The organism is Croceicoccus marinus (assembly GCF_001661675.2).
In the GTDB taxonomy this organism is placed as follows: domain Bacteria; phylum Pseudomonadota; class Alphaproteobacteria; order Sphingomonadales; family Sphingomonadaceae; genus Croceicoccus; species Croceicoccus marinus.
Map to the genome: position 1 here is coordinate 536,015 of NZ_CP019603.1, position 15,285 is coordinate 551,299.

Here is a 15,285-nt window from a genome sequence, read left to right on the forward strand (position 1 = left end):
GCAGCCTGCGTGCAACCGGGAATCCCGTTCAGGCGGATTCCATGCATAACACACCGGGAGAGAGCGATGGACCGCGCAGCGCGCATCGGACATCTGGGCGAACTGGCCGAAACCATGATCGGCTATGTCGAGAACAAGACCACGTTCCAGGGCAAGGACACCATGACCGTGCCCGCCGCATCCTATTGCGACGAGAAGGTGTACCGGCAGGAGATCGACCGGGTTTTCAAAAGATTGCCGCTGATGCTGGCCTTTACCGCCGAATTGCCGAACGCGGGCGATTACAAGGCGATGGACGCGGTCGGCATGCCGGTGCTGATCACCCGTGACAAGGACGGGACGGTGCGTGCGTTCCTCAACGTCTGTTCGCACCGCGGCGCGCCGGTGGCCGAGGACGGGCACGGCAATTGCTCGCGCTTTGTCTGCAAGTATCACGCATGGACCTATGGCCGCGACGGCCGGCTGATCGGCATCAACGACCAGAAGAGCTTTGGCGAGGTCGACAAGGCGGCGCGCGGGCTGAAGCAATTGCCGTGCGAGGAGCGGCACGGGCTGATCTTCGTGTCGCTCGACCCCGAAGGTTCGATCGACCTCGACGGCTATTTCCGCGGCTATCTGGACGACTTCAAGGATCTGGGCTTTGCCGACTGGCACTTCATCGGCAGCCGCGAGATCCATGGCGCGAACTGGAAGATCGCCTTCGACGGCTATCTGGAAGGCTATCACTTCCAGTCGCTGCACCCCGAGACGATCTTCCCGCGCACCCCGTCGAACACGATGCATTACGAGGGCTATGGCCCTTCGATGCGGATCGGCTTTCCCCAGCACGAGATCGGAAACCTGCTGAAGGAGGTCCCGCGCGAGGAATGGGGCACGCGCGAGAATTACGGCTATGACTTTGTCCGCATCCTGTTTCCCAATGTCTCGATCTTCGTCGCGCCCGAGATCACGCAGGTCGCGCAATTGTTTCCAGGGCCGACGCCCGACAAAAACCGCACCGTGCTGAATTATCTGTGCCGCGAAGCGCCCAGGGACGACGAAGAGGCGGAGAAGCTGGAGCAGATGGTCAATTTCTTCCGCGACGTGACGTACGAGGAAGACTACGTCATCGGCCTGCAGATCCAGAAGGGCCTGGAATCGGGCGCGCATGACGAGCTGATCTTCGGGAAGAACGAGCGCGGGAACCAGTATTTTCACGAATGGCTGAACTGGTACATGACGGGCGATCCATCCGCCCCCGAACCGGTGATGTGAAGCTGGCCGCGCGATGACGATCACCTTGCTGTCGATCTTCCGCCGCCGCGCGGGGATGAGCCACGACGAGTTCGTCGATCACTATGAGAAAATCCACGCTCGCATCGGCGAGAAGGTGATGTCGGGCTATGCCACACGCTATGTCCGGCGTTTCACCACGCCCTTCGGCCGCGCGGACGATGGCGCGGAAGCCGACGTGGTGATGGAAATGGATTTCCCCGACAAGGTCACGATGGAGGCGTTCTTCGCCTCGCTTCAGGATCCCGAGATCGCGGCGATGATCGCCGAGGACGAGAAGCGCCTGTTCGACAGCGCCAGCATGCGGACCTATCTGGTCGACGAGCGGGAGAGCGAGTTGCCGCCCGTCCTCCCGCCCGCGCATCCTTCCTGAGCGGGTTTATTCGCCTCCCTGACGCCGCTCGTGAAAGATGCGATATTCGCGGCGGGTAAACACCCATTGACCGTCGATGCGCGCCAATTCGTCCTCGTAATGGCCGTTGCCGTGCACGGTTTCGCCGGTTTCGGGGTGCTGGTAGATCTCGATCGTCATCGTCGTGGCGCGGGCGGTATCGCCGTCCACCTCGATCCGGCCGGGATGGGCGAGATAGACCATCGGGCGCTTCATGTCGTCGAGGCCGTAGACCTTCATCGATCCGACCCAGGCGTCGACGATGGCCTTTTTCCCATCGAACCCTCCCAGGTCGGGATATTCGGGCAGCGCCCAATAGGCATCCTCTGCCCAGGTCGACGCCCATAGCTCGGCGTCGACGGTCATGACCGCGAAGGCGTAGCTTTCCATCACTTCGCGGATGGCGATGCGGTCTTCCAGCGGGCCGGTGAAGGGCATGTCTCTCTCCTGCTGCGTGTAGATCACCAAGGATGATGTTCGCCGTTCCACTTGAAGAAGTCGCCGCTGTCGCCGATCGTCAGCTTTTGCGTCAGCGCGTGGATGCCGCTGGCGCTTTGCTCGGGCGTGATCTCGGCATCGGGGCCGCCCATGTCGGTCTGGACCCAGCCGGGGTGCAGGGTGACGACGATGATGCCCTTGTCCTTCAAATCGATGGCGACCGAACGCATCAGCCGATTGAGCGCAGCCTTGGCAGCGCCGTAGGCATAATAGCCGCCCATCGGCCATGTGCTGGCAGCCAACTGGCTTGAGAAGTTCACGACCTTGCTGCCTTCGTGCATCCGCGGCAGGAAGGCTTTCAGCACCGCGAGCGGCCCCTTGACCATCACGTCGAACGCGCTGTCCCAGCCGTCCCAGTCGATCTCGGTCTCAAGCTCGTTATCGGTGGGGCCGGTGTTGCCCGCGACATTATAGAGCACGTCGACGCTGTCGTTGCCGGTGGCGGCCGCGGCATCGGGGATCGATGCCATGTCGCCCGCGTCCATCCGGTGGATCGTGACCTTGCCGCCCGAACCGCCGGCAAGCTGCGAAAGTTCGTCCGATTTCGCGGGGTCGCGCACCAGCGCGAAGACGCGGTCGCCAGCCTCGGCATGTTTTTGCGCCAGCGACAGGCCGATGCCGCGACCGGCACCGGTGATATAGACATTGGCCATTGTTCTCTCCCACGATTGGCGTGTTATCGCGGCAGAGTGGTCGCGCCGCTGGCCAGCGCGCAACTATCCTTTCTTATAATTAAGCGGCAGGGCGGCCGCTTTCGATCCGCAGGGCCGCGGATACGGCCAGCGAGATGACCCGGCGGACCACCTGGTCCTGCGCCATGTCCGGCGGTTCGATCTTTTCGATCATGTGCTTGCGCCGAAGCGAGGCGAAGCCATAGATCGAAGACCAGTATGCCAGCCCGCGCAGCCCGATCTCGTTTTCGTCGAGTTCCGTCAGCGCCTCGCGCAGCGGCTTTATCAGCGCGGCATGGCCGATGTCCTGGTACTTGACCAGCACCGGATCCACGGCCGGGCTGGTCAGTTCGCTTTCGTACATCAGTTCGAGCAGGCGCGGGCTCGATACGGCAAAGTTCACGAATTGCAGGCCCATCTCGAGCAAGGTTTCCTCCGGGGTTCTCCCCGGCTCGACGAACGCATGCGCCGCGCCGAAAAGCTCCTCGTAACCCTCGCTTGCCAAAGCCAGGAGCAAGGCGCGCCGGTCGCGGAAATGGTGATAGGGAGCGCCCGGAGACACGCCGACCGATTGCGCCAGCGTTCGCACCGACAGCGAGTGATGGCCTTTTTCGGCGATGTATCGCCGGCCGGCGCGAAGCAGATCTCCGCGCAGATCGTCGCGATGATATTTTTCCGACTTCGCCGCCACGCCCGTCCTTGCCCAAGTTTCACCGGTTCCGTCGGTCGGCCCTAGCCCACGAATATCCGCTTGCCAACAATCTAATCAGTGATTAGACAGCCATCTAATCACAGCTTAGATAGTGATGGCGGGAGAAGAATCGGTGGCCGGGAGCAAGGGTAGGATCGCCATTGTCGGAGCAGGGCCGGGCGGCATGGCTGCGGCGCTGGCGGCAATCCGCGTCGGGTTCGAGGTGACGCTGTTCGAGCGTTTCGCCGAGGTCAGGGCCGCCGGAAACATCCTGAACCTGTGGCCGCCCCCGCAGAAGGTGTTGAAGCTGATAGGCGTCGACACCCACGACCTGGGCGCGCCGTGCAAGGTCTTCTTCAAGAACGCGAAGGGAGGCGTGCGCGCGGAGATCAGGCTTACCGACGAGGTGGAGCGCGAGTATGGCGGCGGCTTCATCGGCCTTTTGCGCTGGGGGCTGTACCAGCGCATGCTCGAAGCGTTGCCGCCGGGGGTTCTTCGTCTCGATCACGAGCTGACTTGCGTCGAAGACAGGGGCCGGCATGTCCGCCTGAACTTCGCGAACGGCGATCAGGCCGAGGCAGACGTGTTGATCGGCGCCGACGGCATCAACTCGTTTGTCCGCAAGCATCTGTGGGGCGACAAGCCGATCCGGCACCAGAAGCTTCATCTGGTCGGCGGGTATCTGTTCCTCGACAGTCCGCCAGACGGAATTGGCGTGCTGTCGCACAACCGCACCACCCAGGTGAGCTATACCCCCATCCGCCACGAGGGGAAGTGGGGGTACGAATGGTGGGTGCTTGAAGCGTGCGATCCCGATGCGCCTCCGCCCGCCGATCTCCACGCCTTCTGTGTCGAGCGCGCTGCCGGATTTTCCAGAAAGGTCCGCGACCTTATCGCGGCGACGCCGAGGGAGCATCTCCAGCGTTGGCCGATCCGCGACCGGGAGCCGATGGGGCAGTGGTCCAAAGGCCGCGTCACCCTGGTCGGCGACGCCGCGCATCCGACGTCGCCCTATGCCGCCTATGGCGCGGGCATGTCGATCGAGGATGGCTATTTCCTGGCCCGCGAACTGGCGGGCGCGGACATCGAGGACACGCAAGCCGTGCGCGATGCGCTGCAGCGCTATGAAGACAGGCGCAAGCCGCATACGTCCCGCGTGTCGCAGGAAGCCTATCACACGGGGCGGATGTTCCATCATCTGCCCGCGCCGCTGCGCCCGGTCAGGGACCTGGTCTTCGACCACACCGGCTTCCTGCAGAGGATGGTCGGCGATGCCATGCCGCAGCACATCATTTCACAACTTGCCGAGATCGAGGACGCCCCGCCCTACGTTCCCGCACATCGCCGCGGGGAGGCGGCGGGCCGATGACAGCACAGTTCAAATATGGCGTTTCGCTCTACAGCTATACCGACGATTTCGGCACGGTCATGGACCTCGAGGATGCGTTCTATCACGCGTCGGAGACAGGCTCGACCGGCATCGAGATACTGGGCGAGGCCCATCTGCCCGCCTATCCCGACATCGAACCGGCGTGGCTGGATCGCTGGTATGCGCTTCTCGACAAATACGGGCTCGAGCCTACGAATTATGCCAGCTGGATCGATACCGACATCCAGAACGGCCGCGACCTGACAGCGGGGGAGGGCGCGAAGCAGCTCGCTCTCGACCTCGAAAACGCCAGCCGTCTCGGTTTCAGGTTCGTTCGCCCCAAGTTCGGCGTGATCGACGACGAGCTGACACCGCACCCCATCTGGGAGGGTGCTGTCGAACGGGTGCTTGATCTTGCCGCGAAGCTGGATATCACGATCATTCCGGAAATCCATTCGCCCACGCCGATCCGCCATCCGGTCGTGGACGCCTATATCGATTTCATCCAGCGCACGGGAACGCGGCATTTCGGGCTGCTGATCGATACCGGCATCTTCCAGGATCGTCCTCTGCCCTTCTGGCAGCACGAGACACCCGAAATGCGCGAGGGGGCCATGAGTTTCCTCAATGGCATCAGGGTCCCGGTCGAGCAACTGGCCGAAGTGATCGAATATACTCCGTTCATCCAGGCCAAGTTCCATCACATCGACGAGAACCTGCACGACCACAACATCCCCTGGGAGAAGGTGGTGCCGGCGCTCAAGTCGCTCGGTTACTCGGGCTATCTGTCCAGCGAGTACGAGGGAAAGCGCGATCCGTGGGTCGCGATCGAGCAGGTCCGGCGGCAGCACGCGCTGATCCGCAAGCTGGAGCGCGAATGGGAACAGGCGGCAGGCCAGGCCGGCAGGGAGCATGATCATGCTTGAACACACCCCGATCCAGAGCAGCGGCTTCTCGAACATCGGTCCTGAAGACCAGCGTACCGGTTTTTGCTTGCGGGTTCGGCAGCCCAACTACCGCGGCCTGCGGCTTTCGTTGGTGGAGGGGATAAGGGTTGTGGTCGACGGCCACGAATTTCCCGCCGCGAGCAATCGCTATCGCATGGCAGGGCGCACCTATTCGCTGCAGGAACTGGACGCGGAGACGCAAGTGCGCTGGCCCGTGGGGACGGCGATGGAGGTGCTGGTCGACAAGCCGGGCGGGCTGGCTGCCGGCGTTCACCTGGTCGAGGTGGAGGTGCTTCTTCGCCACCCCTATTTCCCGCCGCAATTCCGGCCGACCCCGGTGCACGACCGCCGCCACATCACCATCATTCGCTAAGGCCGGGGGTCGGAGCCATGTCGCTAAAATCGAGGGCTGCGCCGCCAGCCCGCCCGGCCATGGAAGCCGGCGTGCCGCAGGGGCTGATCATCGTCCTGGCCGGTTTCCTGCCGGTGCTGGCGATCGTCAGCCTTGCGCCGGCGGTTCCCAGCATCATCGCCGCATTTGCCGATGTGCCGGGAGCCACGACCTGGGTTCCATTGGCCGTCACCGCGCCGGGCCTGATGATCGCGCTGTTTTCGCCGCTCATGGGATGGATCGCCGACCGTTATGGGCGCCGGCGGCTGCTGATCGCCTCCACCTTCGCCTATGGCGTTCTGGGCGTTCTGCCGTTCGTGTCGGGCACGATCGAGGTCCTGTTCGCCTCGCGGTTGGCCCTGGGGTTCTGCGAAGCGGCGATCCTTACTGTCACGAACACGCTGATCGGCGATTATTTCGCGCACGACCAGCGGCGAAAATGGCTGACATTGCAGGGCGTGCTCGGGCCGATACTGGGAACGTCGACGGTGTTCTTCTCGGGCCTGCTTGCCGCGCAGTCCTGGCAATATCCCTTCGCGATCTATGCCGTGGCGATCCCGATTGCCGCCGCGATGATTTTCCTGATCCACGAGCCGGACGTGAAGGCCGAGATCGGGGCCCGGACGGCCGTTTCCCCGTTTCCATGGAAGACGATCATGGTCTGCGCGGGCTTCACCCTGTTCGCGGCCTCGCTCTATTACGTCTACATCGTCCAGATCGGCCGCGCCTTCGGCGAGGTCGGGGTGGCCTCGGCCGGCCGCGTCGGCCTGCTGATATCCGTAGCGAGCGTCGGCGTCGTGCTTGGGGCGGCGATGTTCCAGGTGATCTCGCGCAAATTCAGCGCCGACCGGCAGCTCTTCATCTTCCTTGGCCTGCTCGGCATCGGGCTGTTCGGGATAGGATTCAGCGCATCTGCCGAGATGATGACCGGCTTTGCCTTCGTCCAGCAACTGGGTGCCGGGATCCTGATCCCCGCACTGGTCCTGTGGACCGTCTCGCACCTTCCGCCCGAGCATCGCGGCCGGGGCATGGGGATCTGGAGCGCCTGCTTCTTCCTTGGCCAGTTCGTCAGCCCGTTGCTGTTCACGCTCGCAAGCGAATTGTCCGGCTCCGTTCGAAACAGCTTTGCCTGTCTTGGCGCGGTGTCCGTCGCCGGCGCGGTGTCGGCACGCATGATGTCCAGGATGATCAAATAAAACCAGGATAGATAACGGGAGAGGTTTCATGACTAACAACAGGATTGCAGTACGTCTTCTCGCCTCGTGCGCAGCCATCTTCGCGACGATGCCGGCCCATGCCCAGGAAGCGGGCGATGCGTCGGCCCGGAACGATGAGGGCGCAAATGCCATCATCGTGACCGCCCAGCGCCGCGAGCAGAACGTGATGGACGTGCCGGTAAGCGTTACCGTGCTCAGCGAGGAAATCCTGACCGACCGCGGCATCAACGACCTGCGCGGAGTGACCAAGCTTGCCCCCAGCCTGCAGGCGGGACAGGACAACCAGTTCTCCATCCGCGGCATCGGCACTGCCACCTATGCCGATACGGTGGAGCCCAGCGTGACGCAGGTGATCGACGACGTCGTACTGGGCGCACGCTATTTCGCCAGCATCGGATTCTACGACATCGAGCGCGTGGAAGTGCTGAATGGCCCGCAAGGCCTGCTGTTCGGCAAGAACGCCTCTGCCGGCGTCGTCAATATCACGACGACGCCTCCGCGGCTGGGCCGGTTCGAAGCGTCGATGGAAACGGAGGTCGTGACCCGGCACCGCGATGGCGACGACGGGCTGGGCTTTCGTACCCAGGGGACGATCAATGTTCCCGTCGGCGAGACGAGCGCCCTGCGAATGAACGCGATCTATGGCGACCGGGATTCCATCGTCAACATCGAGAATGTCAATCCCGGCCGCGCCGAAGCGGATGTCGAGGAATATGCATTCCGCGCCAAGTTCCTGACCGAACCCAGCGACGTCTTCTCAGTCTATGTCATCGGCGACTATGGCAATTTCAGCGGCATTTCCGGCACCTTCGACTATACCTACCGGTCGCTTGGCGAAGGCAGCCAATATCCCGAACTGCTGGCGGAGGCGGGGGTCGAACCCGGGCCGCGCAACCTGACATCGGTCGTGGATGCGCCGTATTTTCGCGATCTGGAGACCGGCGGCCTCCAGGCGAAACTGTCGTATCTGTTCGATAACGACTTCGAGATCAGCAATATCTTCGCGTGGAAGACCTATAGCCTCGACCAGACTTTCGATTCCGACTTCACCCCCACCGATTTCCTCAACCGGAATGCCGCGACGAGCAGTTACGACCAGTTCTCGAACGAGCTTCGCCTGACATTGCCCGACAGCAACCGGGTGAGCGGCCAGGCCGGACTGTATTACTTCTATTCGCGGAACGACTTTACCGGCTATCGCCGGGGCGCCAGCGGCATACCGCCGTTCGTGACCGGCGGCTTTCCCTTCTGCGTCGATGTCGAGGTGTCCCCGGGACCGCCGCCGGCCTGCAACGTCAGCAATGTCGCCTTTATCGGTCAGGATTACGCGGGCGAGAACACGATCGAAAGCATGGCCGTGTTCGGCCAGCTGAACTACCAGTTGCTCGATACCCTGTCGGTGACAGCGGGCGGCCGCATCACCCATGATAACGTGTCCCTCGACCTGCTTGAGAATACCCGGCCGTATTTCGTGACGCTGGGTGTGCCGAACAACCGCTCGACCGGCGAGGCCAGGAATACCAATTTCAGCTGGAGACTGGGCGTCGACTGGGAGCCGGTTCCCGAAACGCTGGTGTATGGATTCGCCGGGCAGGGCTACAAGGGCCCCGGCTTCTCGAACGCTTCACCGGCGCCCAATGCGGATCTGTCCGTCGAACCCGAAATCTCGACAAGCGGCGAGATCGGCATCAAGCAGGCCTTGTTCGACCGCCGCGTGAACCTGAGCGTGGCGGCGTTCTATACCAGGTTCGACAATCTTCAGGTCCAGGCCTTCGACGCCGCACTGCAGACCATCATTCTGCAAAATGCCGCCGAGGCGACGACGATGGGCGTCGACGTCAATATCCAGGCCCAGCCGGTGCGCGGCCTGACCCTGCTAGCCAGCGCTTCCTATGTCGATGCGACTTACGACACCTATACCGGGCGGGAATGCTATCCCGGTCAGGTTGCGGCAAGTTGCGATGCCACGGGTACGTTCGACGTTTCCGGACGCCAGGTGCCGCAATCCGCGAAGTTCACCTCGGTCGTGTCGGCCGATTACGAATTCCCGCTCAACAGCGCGCTGAACGGCATCATCGGCGGCAGCTACTACCATCGCTCTTCGCTGCTCAGCGAGTATGCCCCCGGTGCGGTCATTCCGGCGTGGGACACTTTCGACGGGAACATCGGTATCGAGGGGGCCAACTGGCGCGCTTCGCTGTTCTGCAAGAACTGCTTCAACCAGATCCGCCCCGTATCGATCGAGGTCGAGGCAGGCGACGGGATCAATGCAGGAGCGCTGACCCTGGTGCAGCGGTGGAGCTATGATTCGGTGCGCACGATGGGCGTTCGGGTCGGGCTGGATTTCTGACCGCATTGCTTGTTCGGCCCGGGCTGTTTCACGCTTTGCTGCCGAAACGGACTTCGCGTCATGCATATCGTCGGCGGTGGGCCGGGTTCGTTGGTCGGCCCGGTTCACCGCCTCGTGTCCGGAATGGATGATCAGGCCTGACGCGTTTCGCACGCCGTCAGCAGGGCGACCGGTTTCCGCTGCTCCAACCCTTGCTCCGCTTCCCCGAGGGCGAGCGGCAAACCGGCTGACCTGCGAAGCGGCGAAGCGATCCGGCCATCGCTGCGATCTTCGAACATTGTCTGACCAGGGGTTACGCTTTTGTATGGGTCCGCTGGCGAGTTAGCGGAAAGGCGAATCCTCTTTGCCTTTCGCTCGCCGGGGGTATATGTATGGACATAACCCTCGTTATGTATGGACAATGAGTCGTGGAAGAAACCGAAAAAGGCAAGTGGGCATGGATCCTCAAATCCGGCTGGAAGGGGCTGTGCCCGCGCTGCGGGGAAGGGCACATGTTCCGTTCGTGGCTGAAAATCAGCGACAGGTGCGAGAAATGCGGCCTGGACTATCGTTTCGCTTCCCCGGATGACGGCCCGGCCTTTTTCTCTCTTTGTTTCGTGGCCTTCCCGTTGCTCTTCGTGGTCGTGTGGCTTCAGGTCTCGCTTGGCCTGCCAATCCCGGTGCTGTTCCTGATCGGCGTGCCGCTGATGGGTCTTGGCTGCCTTTTGCCGCTGCGCCCGATCAAGGGGTGGCTTGTGGCATCGCAGTACGTCAACAACGCGATAGAGGCCGGGACCGAGAAGCTGTGGGCCGACATGCATGCACGCGAAGACGAAGCCAGAAATGACCGACTGGATTCCTGACCTTAACGGAAGGAACGGCCCGAAATATCGCGCACTCGCGGAAGCATTGACCGCTGCCATCGGGACGGGCGTGCTCAAGCCCGGGGCGCGATTGCCGCCGCAGCGCGAACTGGCGCAGGCGCTTGGCCTCGATCTGACGACCATAACCCGCGCCTATAATGTCGCCCGGCAGCGCGGCCTGATCGATGGCCGCGGCAAGGCCGGAAGCTTCGTGCGCGAGACTGCCACGCACGCGGTCCAGGCCGCCGCGCAGGTCGATACCGGCTTGAACACGCCGCCGGTCCCGTCGGGCGGTATCGTGCAGGATGCCATGAGAAAGGCGTTCGAGCAGGCCCTTGGACAGGGCGGGGGCGCGCTGCTTCAATACCAGGCCGCTGGCGGCGATCCGGTGATCTGCCAGGCGGGGGCCGACCTTGCGGCGCGGTTGGGACTGAAGAGGAGCACCGATCAATTTGCCCTGTCGGCCGGCGGGCAGAATGGATTGATGGCCATTTCCCGGGCGATTCTGGTCGCAGGCGCAAAGGTTGCCTGCGGCGAGTTCGTCTATCCCGGCTTTCGCGCCATAGCCGCGCGCCTGGGGGTAGAGCTGGTGCCCCTGCAGGCGATGACCGCCGCTGCGCTGGACCTTGCTTGCAGGCAGAACGATATTGCCGCGCTTTATGTCGTGCCGACCAACGACAACCCGACCGCAGCGACCATCCCGTTTCCCGAACGGCAGAGGATTGCCGAAGTCGCGCAGCGCCACGGGCTGCAGATTATCGAGGACGATGCCTATGGGCTGCTGCCAAGGGATCCGCTGCCGGCGATCGCCAGCCTGGTACCCGACCGGACATGGCATATCCTCAGCACGTCCAAGATCATTTCCCCCGCGCTCAGGATTGCCTTTGTCAGTGCGCCGACCGTGACCGACACGCTGCGGCTGACGGCGGAGGTGCAGGACATCGCCGTCATGCCTCCGCCCCTGAATGCCGCGATGGTGGCCTATTGGCTGCGCGACGGGACCTTCGACAGCCTGATGTCCGCCGTGCGGGCCGAGGCCGAATGGCGATCGGACCTTGCGGGCAGGATCCTGAGGGACCATTCGATCAGCCGTCATCCCCAGGGGTATCATGTCTGGCTGAAACTGCCCGAAGGCGCGTCGGCTTCCATGCTGTCGCAAAAGCTGGCCGCCGCGGGCGTGGGGGCGATCCCGTCCGACCGTTTCGCGGCTGGTAAGGTCGCCGCCCAGGCGCTTCGGGTGTCACTTGGCGGCGCGGCCCCGCGAGCCATGGTCGAGGCGGCCTTGCGGCAGCTTGCCGGGCATTTGTCCCTGCTCGATGTAGAGCGGGCCGATTTCGTCTAGCGACTCGCAAGGCCTAACCTTGCGCCAGTTGCGCAAGATCCTCGACCAGCATGGCCGCGCGTTCCAGCACCGCCGCGCTGCGTTCGTCGCCCCAGATCGCGCCATTGATCAGCACGCCGGCATGCACCGCCTGCGTGACATCGTTGGCAATCCGCATCAGTTCGGGCGCCTCGCGCCACTGGGGGAAGGCGTGGTGCATCTCGCCCAGCCAGATCTCGTCATAAAGGCGCGCGGCGGGGGTGAAGATCGCAGCCAGCGCATCGTCGCTGCGGGCCGCAACCGCAAGGCGCAGGAACGCGCCATATTCGCGGCTCTGCACCGAACGCCAGTGCAGTTCCATCGCCATGCGATAGGGGTCCTCGCCCGGCGGGGCCTGTTTCAGCCGGGCGAGGAATTCGTCGAGGAACTGGCGCATGCGGTGATAGAACACATGTTCGATCAGCCCCTCGACCAGATCGGCGCGCGAGGCGAAATGATGGTGCATCGCCCCGCGCGACACGCTGGCCCGCCGCGCGACGTCGTTGGTCGAAAGCCCGGCATAGCCGGTGTCGACCAGGCTATCGACCGCGGCTTCCAGAATGGCCTCGCGCGTCAGAGAGGCCTTGCGCTGCTGCCAGCGCTGGCGGTCGTCCGGCCCGCCGCCGGGCCGCATCCGGCTGAGCGCCTGCGCCCTGCGCGTGGCGGGCCGTGTCGATGTCATCGTGTGCTCCGCCATTCGCTTCCCTTCGCCCGAACCTATCCTTTCCTTCAGTAGTGCCGCCGCAGTCGATCCGTCAATAAAACAGGCAGCATTGCCGGTTTCATTTTCCGGCGGCCCGGCTATACTGGGTACAAGCATGGAAAAGCACTGGTACGCGCGCAGAATCGCGGCCGGAGGGAAGCAAGGATGGCGATGGCAGGATGGCTGACATGGGCGTGATGGACGAAACCGGGCTCGACCTTAAGGCCGAGATCCGCGACTTGGCCGCGCGGCGCGACATCACCGACGCGGTGCACCGCTACATGCGCGGGCTGGACCGGCTCGACCGCGACTGCCTGCTCAGCGCGTTTCATCCCGATGCCTATGTCGATTGCGGCCTTCTGGCGGGCTCGCCCACGGAATTTGCCGATTTCGCGCTTGGTTTCCTGGCCGACATGGACGCGACGCATCATCAGTTGGGGCAGGTGCGGATCGAATTCGCGGGCGGCGACGCGGCATCGGGCAAGGCCAGCGGCGAAAGCTATTTCCGCGCCTTCCATGATGTGCGCAGCGAAGCGGGCGAGGTCCGCGACCTGTTCATCGCCGGACGCTACATCGACGAATTCACCCGCGGGAACGGCGAATGGCGCATCGCGCGCCGCCGGCTGGTCACCGACTGGGTCAGCGACAATCCCGGCAGCCGCGCCTTTTTCAACGACAATCCGAACGCTCCGCGAGGAGCGCGCCGCGGCGAGGATTTCAGCCAGACGCGTGACTGGCCCGAAACGGCGGAACCGCGAACCGAACAACAGGAGCCTGTGACATGAACGTACAATCCGGCGCCGCCCGCTATTCGGCGGATTACGACCAGCCCGTTCGCGGCGATACCATCACCGCCGACCGCTACACCTCGCGCGAGTGGATGGAGGCGGAATACGAAAACCTCTGGCCCAGCGTGTGGCACTTGGGCGGCGTGACCGCCGACCTCGAGGAAGAGGGCGACTTCATCCGCCATAATTTCGGGCGCGAATCCGTCATCATGGTCAAGCAGGCCGATGGCGGCGTGCGCGCTTTCTACAATACCTGCCCGCATCGCGGGAACCGGCTGGCGCTGGGCGACGTCGGATCGACCCCGCGCATCACCTGCGGCTATCACGGCTGGCAATTCGATCCAGACGGCACGCTGGTCCACGTCCAGGACGAGGACGATTTTCCCGGCGGCAGCCCCTGCGGCAAGGTCCACCTGTCCGAACTGCGCTGCGAAACCTGGGGTCCGTTCGTGTTCTGGGCGATGGACAAGGATATCGCCCCGCTAGCCGAATGGCTGGCGCCGTTCCCCGAAAGGCTGGCGGGCTACAAGCTCGACAACTGGGTGCGCGTGCTGAACGTGTCGGCAGACTGCGAGTTCAACTGGAAGATCATCCGCGACAATTTCAACGAGAGCTATCACCTGCCCACGATCCATCCCGAGCTGGCGACCTTCATCAACGACGGCCTGCCGACCACATTGTTCGAGATGTACGAGAGCGGCCACAACTCGATGTGGATGATCGGGCACCAGGCGACCAGCCGCAAGGATTACGTCAGCGGCGACGTGCCGCCCGGCCTGTACGAAGCGGCCGAGGCATGGGGCATCGATCCCAAGGAATACCGCGGCCGCACCGCCGACATCCGCGAGGCGGTGATCGAGGCGAAGCGCAAGCACGGCGCCGAGCGCGGCTATGACTATGACTCGATGACCGACCAGCAGCTGGTCGATTACTTCCACTGCACGCTGTTCCCCAACCTCACCATCACGATGAGCCCGGAACAGTGCCAGATCCTGCGCACCGAGCCGCATCCTACCGATCCGGCCAAATGCGTGTTCCAGCACTGGTGCCTGTATCCGCCGGTGGAGGGGATGAAGGAAGTCGAGACCCCGGTGGGCAAGGCGCCGCTGAAGCACGATGCCATCGCGCAGCATTCGGTCTATGGCGACGGGGTGTCGCTGGGCTTCGTGGCGGATCAGGACCTGTCGATCGGCACGACGCAGCAGCAGGGCCTGAATTCGCGGGGATTCCAGGGCTGCCTGCTGACCTATCAGGAAAAGCGCATCCAGCGCTTCCACGAATTGCTGAACGACGTGGTGCTGGGCCACCCGACCGAGCACAAGGCCCCGGCAGGCGAATGACCGTCGCCGAGGCTCGCGCGCAGATGCCGGAGGAGGTGTTCCGCGCGTTGAAACGGCTGATGGTCGAATATGCCGACGCGGTCGACACGCGCGGCGACCCTGAGCGTGTCGTCGCCTGCTTCACCCCCGATGCGGCCATCGACTTCTCGTCAGTCGGCTTTCCGGTGATGCAGGGCGAGGACGAGATCCGCGCCTTCTATGCCGGACTGGTTCAGAACATGGCCAACGAATTCCACATCGCCGCCAATCCGCGCGCCGAACACTGGGACGGCACGGTGGGGACGATCACATCCTATGTCATGGGCATGGGACTGGCGAACAGTGGTGACGCCATTTCGGTCCAGGTCAAATACCGGATGGAATGCGTGCAGCACCAGGGCGCGTGGCGCTGCCGCCGCTTCACGCTGGACGCGATGATGCCGATGGCTGCCTAGATGGCTGCCTGAACGGCGCAA

16 protein-coding genes are annotated in these 15,285 nt (G+C 63.5%); 12 read left to right on the top strand and 4 right to left on the bottom strand.

Translation table 11 applies throughout. From position 1 onward, the window contains the following. Window positions 1-66 precede the first annotated feature (66 nt). Entirely contained in the window at window positions 67-1,254 is a 1,188-nt protein-coding gene (locus A9D14_RS16625; protein WP_066850415.1) for an aromatic ring-hydroxylating oxygenase subunit alpha, read from the top strand. A 13-nt stretch (window positions 1,255-1,267) separates the two neighbouring features. Next, window positions 1,268-1,645: an EthD domain-containing protein gene (locus A9D14_RS16630; protein WP_066850417.1), complete on the top strand. Its 378-nt coding sequence runs from the start codon at window positions 1,268-1,270 to the stop codon at window positions 1,643-1,645. A 6-nt stretch (window positions 1,646-1,651) separates the two neighbouring features. On the opposite strand, the gene A9D14_RS16635 is transcribed toward A9D14_RS16630, so the two are convergent. From A9D14_RS16635 to A9D14_RS16645, 3 genes are all read right to left on the bottom strand, one after another. Further along, the gene (locus tag A9D14_RS16635; protein ID WP_066850418.1) at window positions 1,652-2,101 is read right to left on the bottom strand and encodes a nuclear transport factor 2 family protein; all 450 of its coding nucleotides are present in this window, start codon (window positions 2,099-2,101) and stop codon (window positions 1,652-1,654) included. A gap of 23 nt (window positions 2,102-2,124) precedes the next feature. Further along, complete coding sequence (locus A9D14_RS16640; protein WP_066850419.1) at window positions 2,125-2,814, bottom strand: SDR family NAD(P)-dependent oxidoreductase; 690 nt, start codon at window positions 2,812-2,814, stop codon at window positions 2,125-2,127. 79 nt (window positions 2,815-2,893) lie between these two features. Further along, window positions 2,894-3,523, bottom strand: coding sequence for a TetR/AcrR family transcriptional regulator (locus A9D14_RS16645; protein WP_066850420.1), 630 nt, complete (start codon window positions 3,521-3,523; stop codon window positions 2,894-2,896). Between the two features lie 115 nt (window positions 3,524-3,638). Between A9D14_RS16645 and A9D14_RS16650 the strand changes: the two genes are divergently transcribed. The 7 genes from A9D14_RS16650 (at window position 3,639) to A9D14_RS16680 (ending at window position 11,981) form a co-directional block, all read left to right on the top strand. After that, window positions 3,639-4,892: an FAD-dependent oxidoreductase gene (locus tag A9D14_RS16650; protein WP_066850422.1), complete on the top strand. Its 1,254-nt coding sequence runs from the start codon at window positions 3,639-3,641 to the stop codon at window positions 4,890-4,892. After that, window positions 4,889-5,818 (top strand): sugar phosphate isomerase/epimerase family protein, encoded by a 930-nt coding sequence (locus tag A9D14_RS16655; RefSeq protein WP_066850424.1) that lies wholly within the window; start codon window positions 4,889-4,891, stop codon window positions 5,816-5,818. The genes A9D14_RS16650 and A9D14_RS16655 overlap by 4 nt, the downstream gene beginning before the upstream one ends. Next, window positions 5,811-6,212 (top strand): C-glycoside deglycosidase beta subunit domain-containing protein, encoded by a 402-nt coding sequence (locus tag A9D14_RS16660; protein ID WP_066850709.1) that lies wholly within the window; start codon window positions 5,811-5,813, stop codon window positions 6,210-6,212. The genes A9D14_RS16655 and A9D14_RS16660 overlap by 8 nt, the downstream gene beginning before the upstream one ends. A gap of 17 nt (window positions 6,213-6,229) precedes the next feature. Next, window positions 6,230-7,426: an MFS transporter gene (locus A9D14_RS16665; protein WP_083988134.1), complete on the top strand. Its 1,197-nt coding sequence runs from the start codon at window positions 6,230-6,232 to the stop codon at window positions 7,424-7,426. 28 nt (window positions 7,427-7,454) lie between these two features. Then, the gene (locus A9D14_RS16670; protein WP_083988135.1) at window positions 7,455-9,797 is read left to right on the top strand and encodes a TonB-dependent receptor; all 2,343 of its coding nucleotides are present in this window, start codon (window positions 7,455-7,457) and stop codon (window positions 9,795-9,797) included. Between the two features lie 407 nt (window positions 9,798-10,204). Further along, window positions 10,205-10,639 (top strand): DUF983 domain-containing protein, encoded by a 435-nt coding sequence (locus A9D14_RS16675; protein ID WP_066850710.1) that lies wholly within the window; start codon window positions 10,205-10,207, stop codon window positions 10,637-10,639. Continuing rightward, complete coding sequence (locus tag A9D14_RS16680) at window positions 10,620-11,981, top strand: aminotransferase-like domain-containing protein (RefSeq protein WP_185886064.1); 1,362 nt, start codon at window positions 10,620-10,622, stop codon at window positions 11,979-11,981. Before A9D14_RS16675 ends, A9D14_RS16680 begins: the two co-directional genes overlap by 20 nt. 13 nt (window positions 11,982-11,994) lie before the next feature. On the opposite strand, the gene A9D14_RS16685 is transcribed toward A9D14_RS16680, so the two are convergent. Continuing rightward, window positions 11,995-12,696: a TetR/AcrR family transcriptional regulator gene (locus A9D14_RS16685; protein ID WP_157668290.1), complete on the bottom strand. Its 702-nt coding sequence runs from the start codon at window positions 12,694-12,696 to the stop codon at window positions 11,995-11,997. A 185-nt stretch (window positions 12,697-12,881) separates the two neighbouring features. Between A9D14_RS16685 and A9D14_RS16690 the strand changes: the two genes are divergently transcribed. The 3 genes from A9D14_RS16690 to A9D14_RS16700 are packed head-to-tail and all read left to right on the top strand — an operon-like array spanning window position 12,882 to window position 15,264. Beyond that, on the top strand, window positions 12,882-13,487 hold the full coding sequence (locus tag A9D14_RS16690) for a nuclear transport factor 2 family protein (RefSeq protein WP_232469005.1): 606 nt from the start codon (window positions 12,882-12,884) through the stop codon (window positions 13,485-13,487). Continuing rightward, a complete protein-coding gene (locus A9D14_RS16695; RefSeq protein ID WP_066850432.1) occupies window positions 13,484-14,830 on the top strand; it encodes an aromatic ring-hydroxylating oxygenase subunit alpha in 1,347 nt (448 codons plus the stop codon). The genes A9D14_RS16690 and A9D14_RS16695 overlap by 4 nt, the downstream gene beginning before the upstream one ends. Beyond that, complete coding sequence (locus A9D14_RS16700; RefSeq protein ID WP_066850434.1) at window positions 14,827-15,264, top strand: nuclear transport factor 2 family protein; 438 nt, start codon at window positions 14,827-14,829, stop codon at window positions 15,262-15,264. The genes A9D14_RS16695 and A9D14_RS16700 overlap by 4 nt, the downstream gene beginning before the upstream one ends. The last annotated feature ends 21 nt before the right edge of the window (window positions 15,265-15,285 follow it).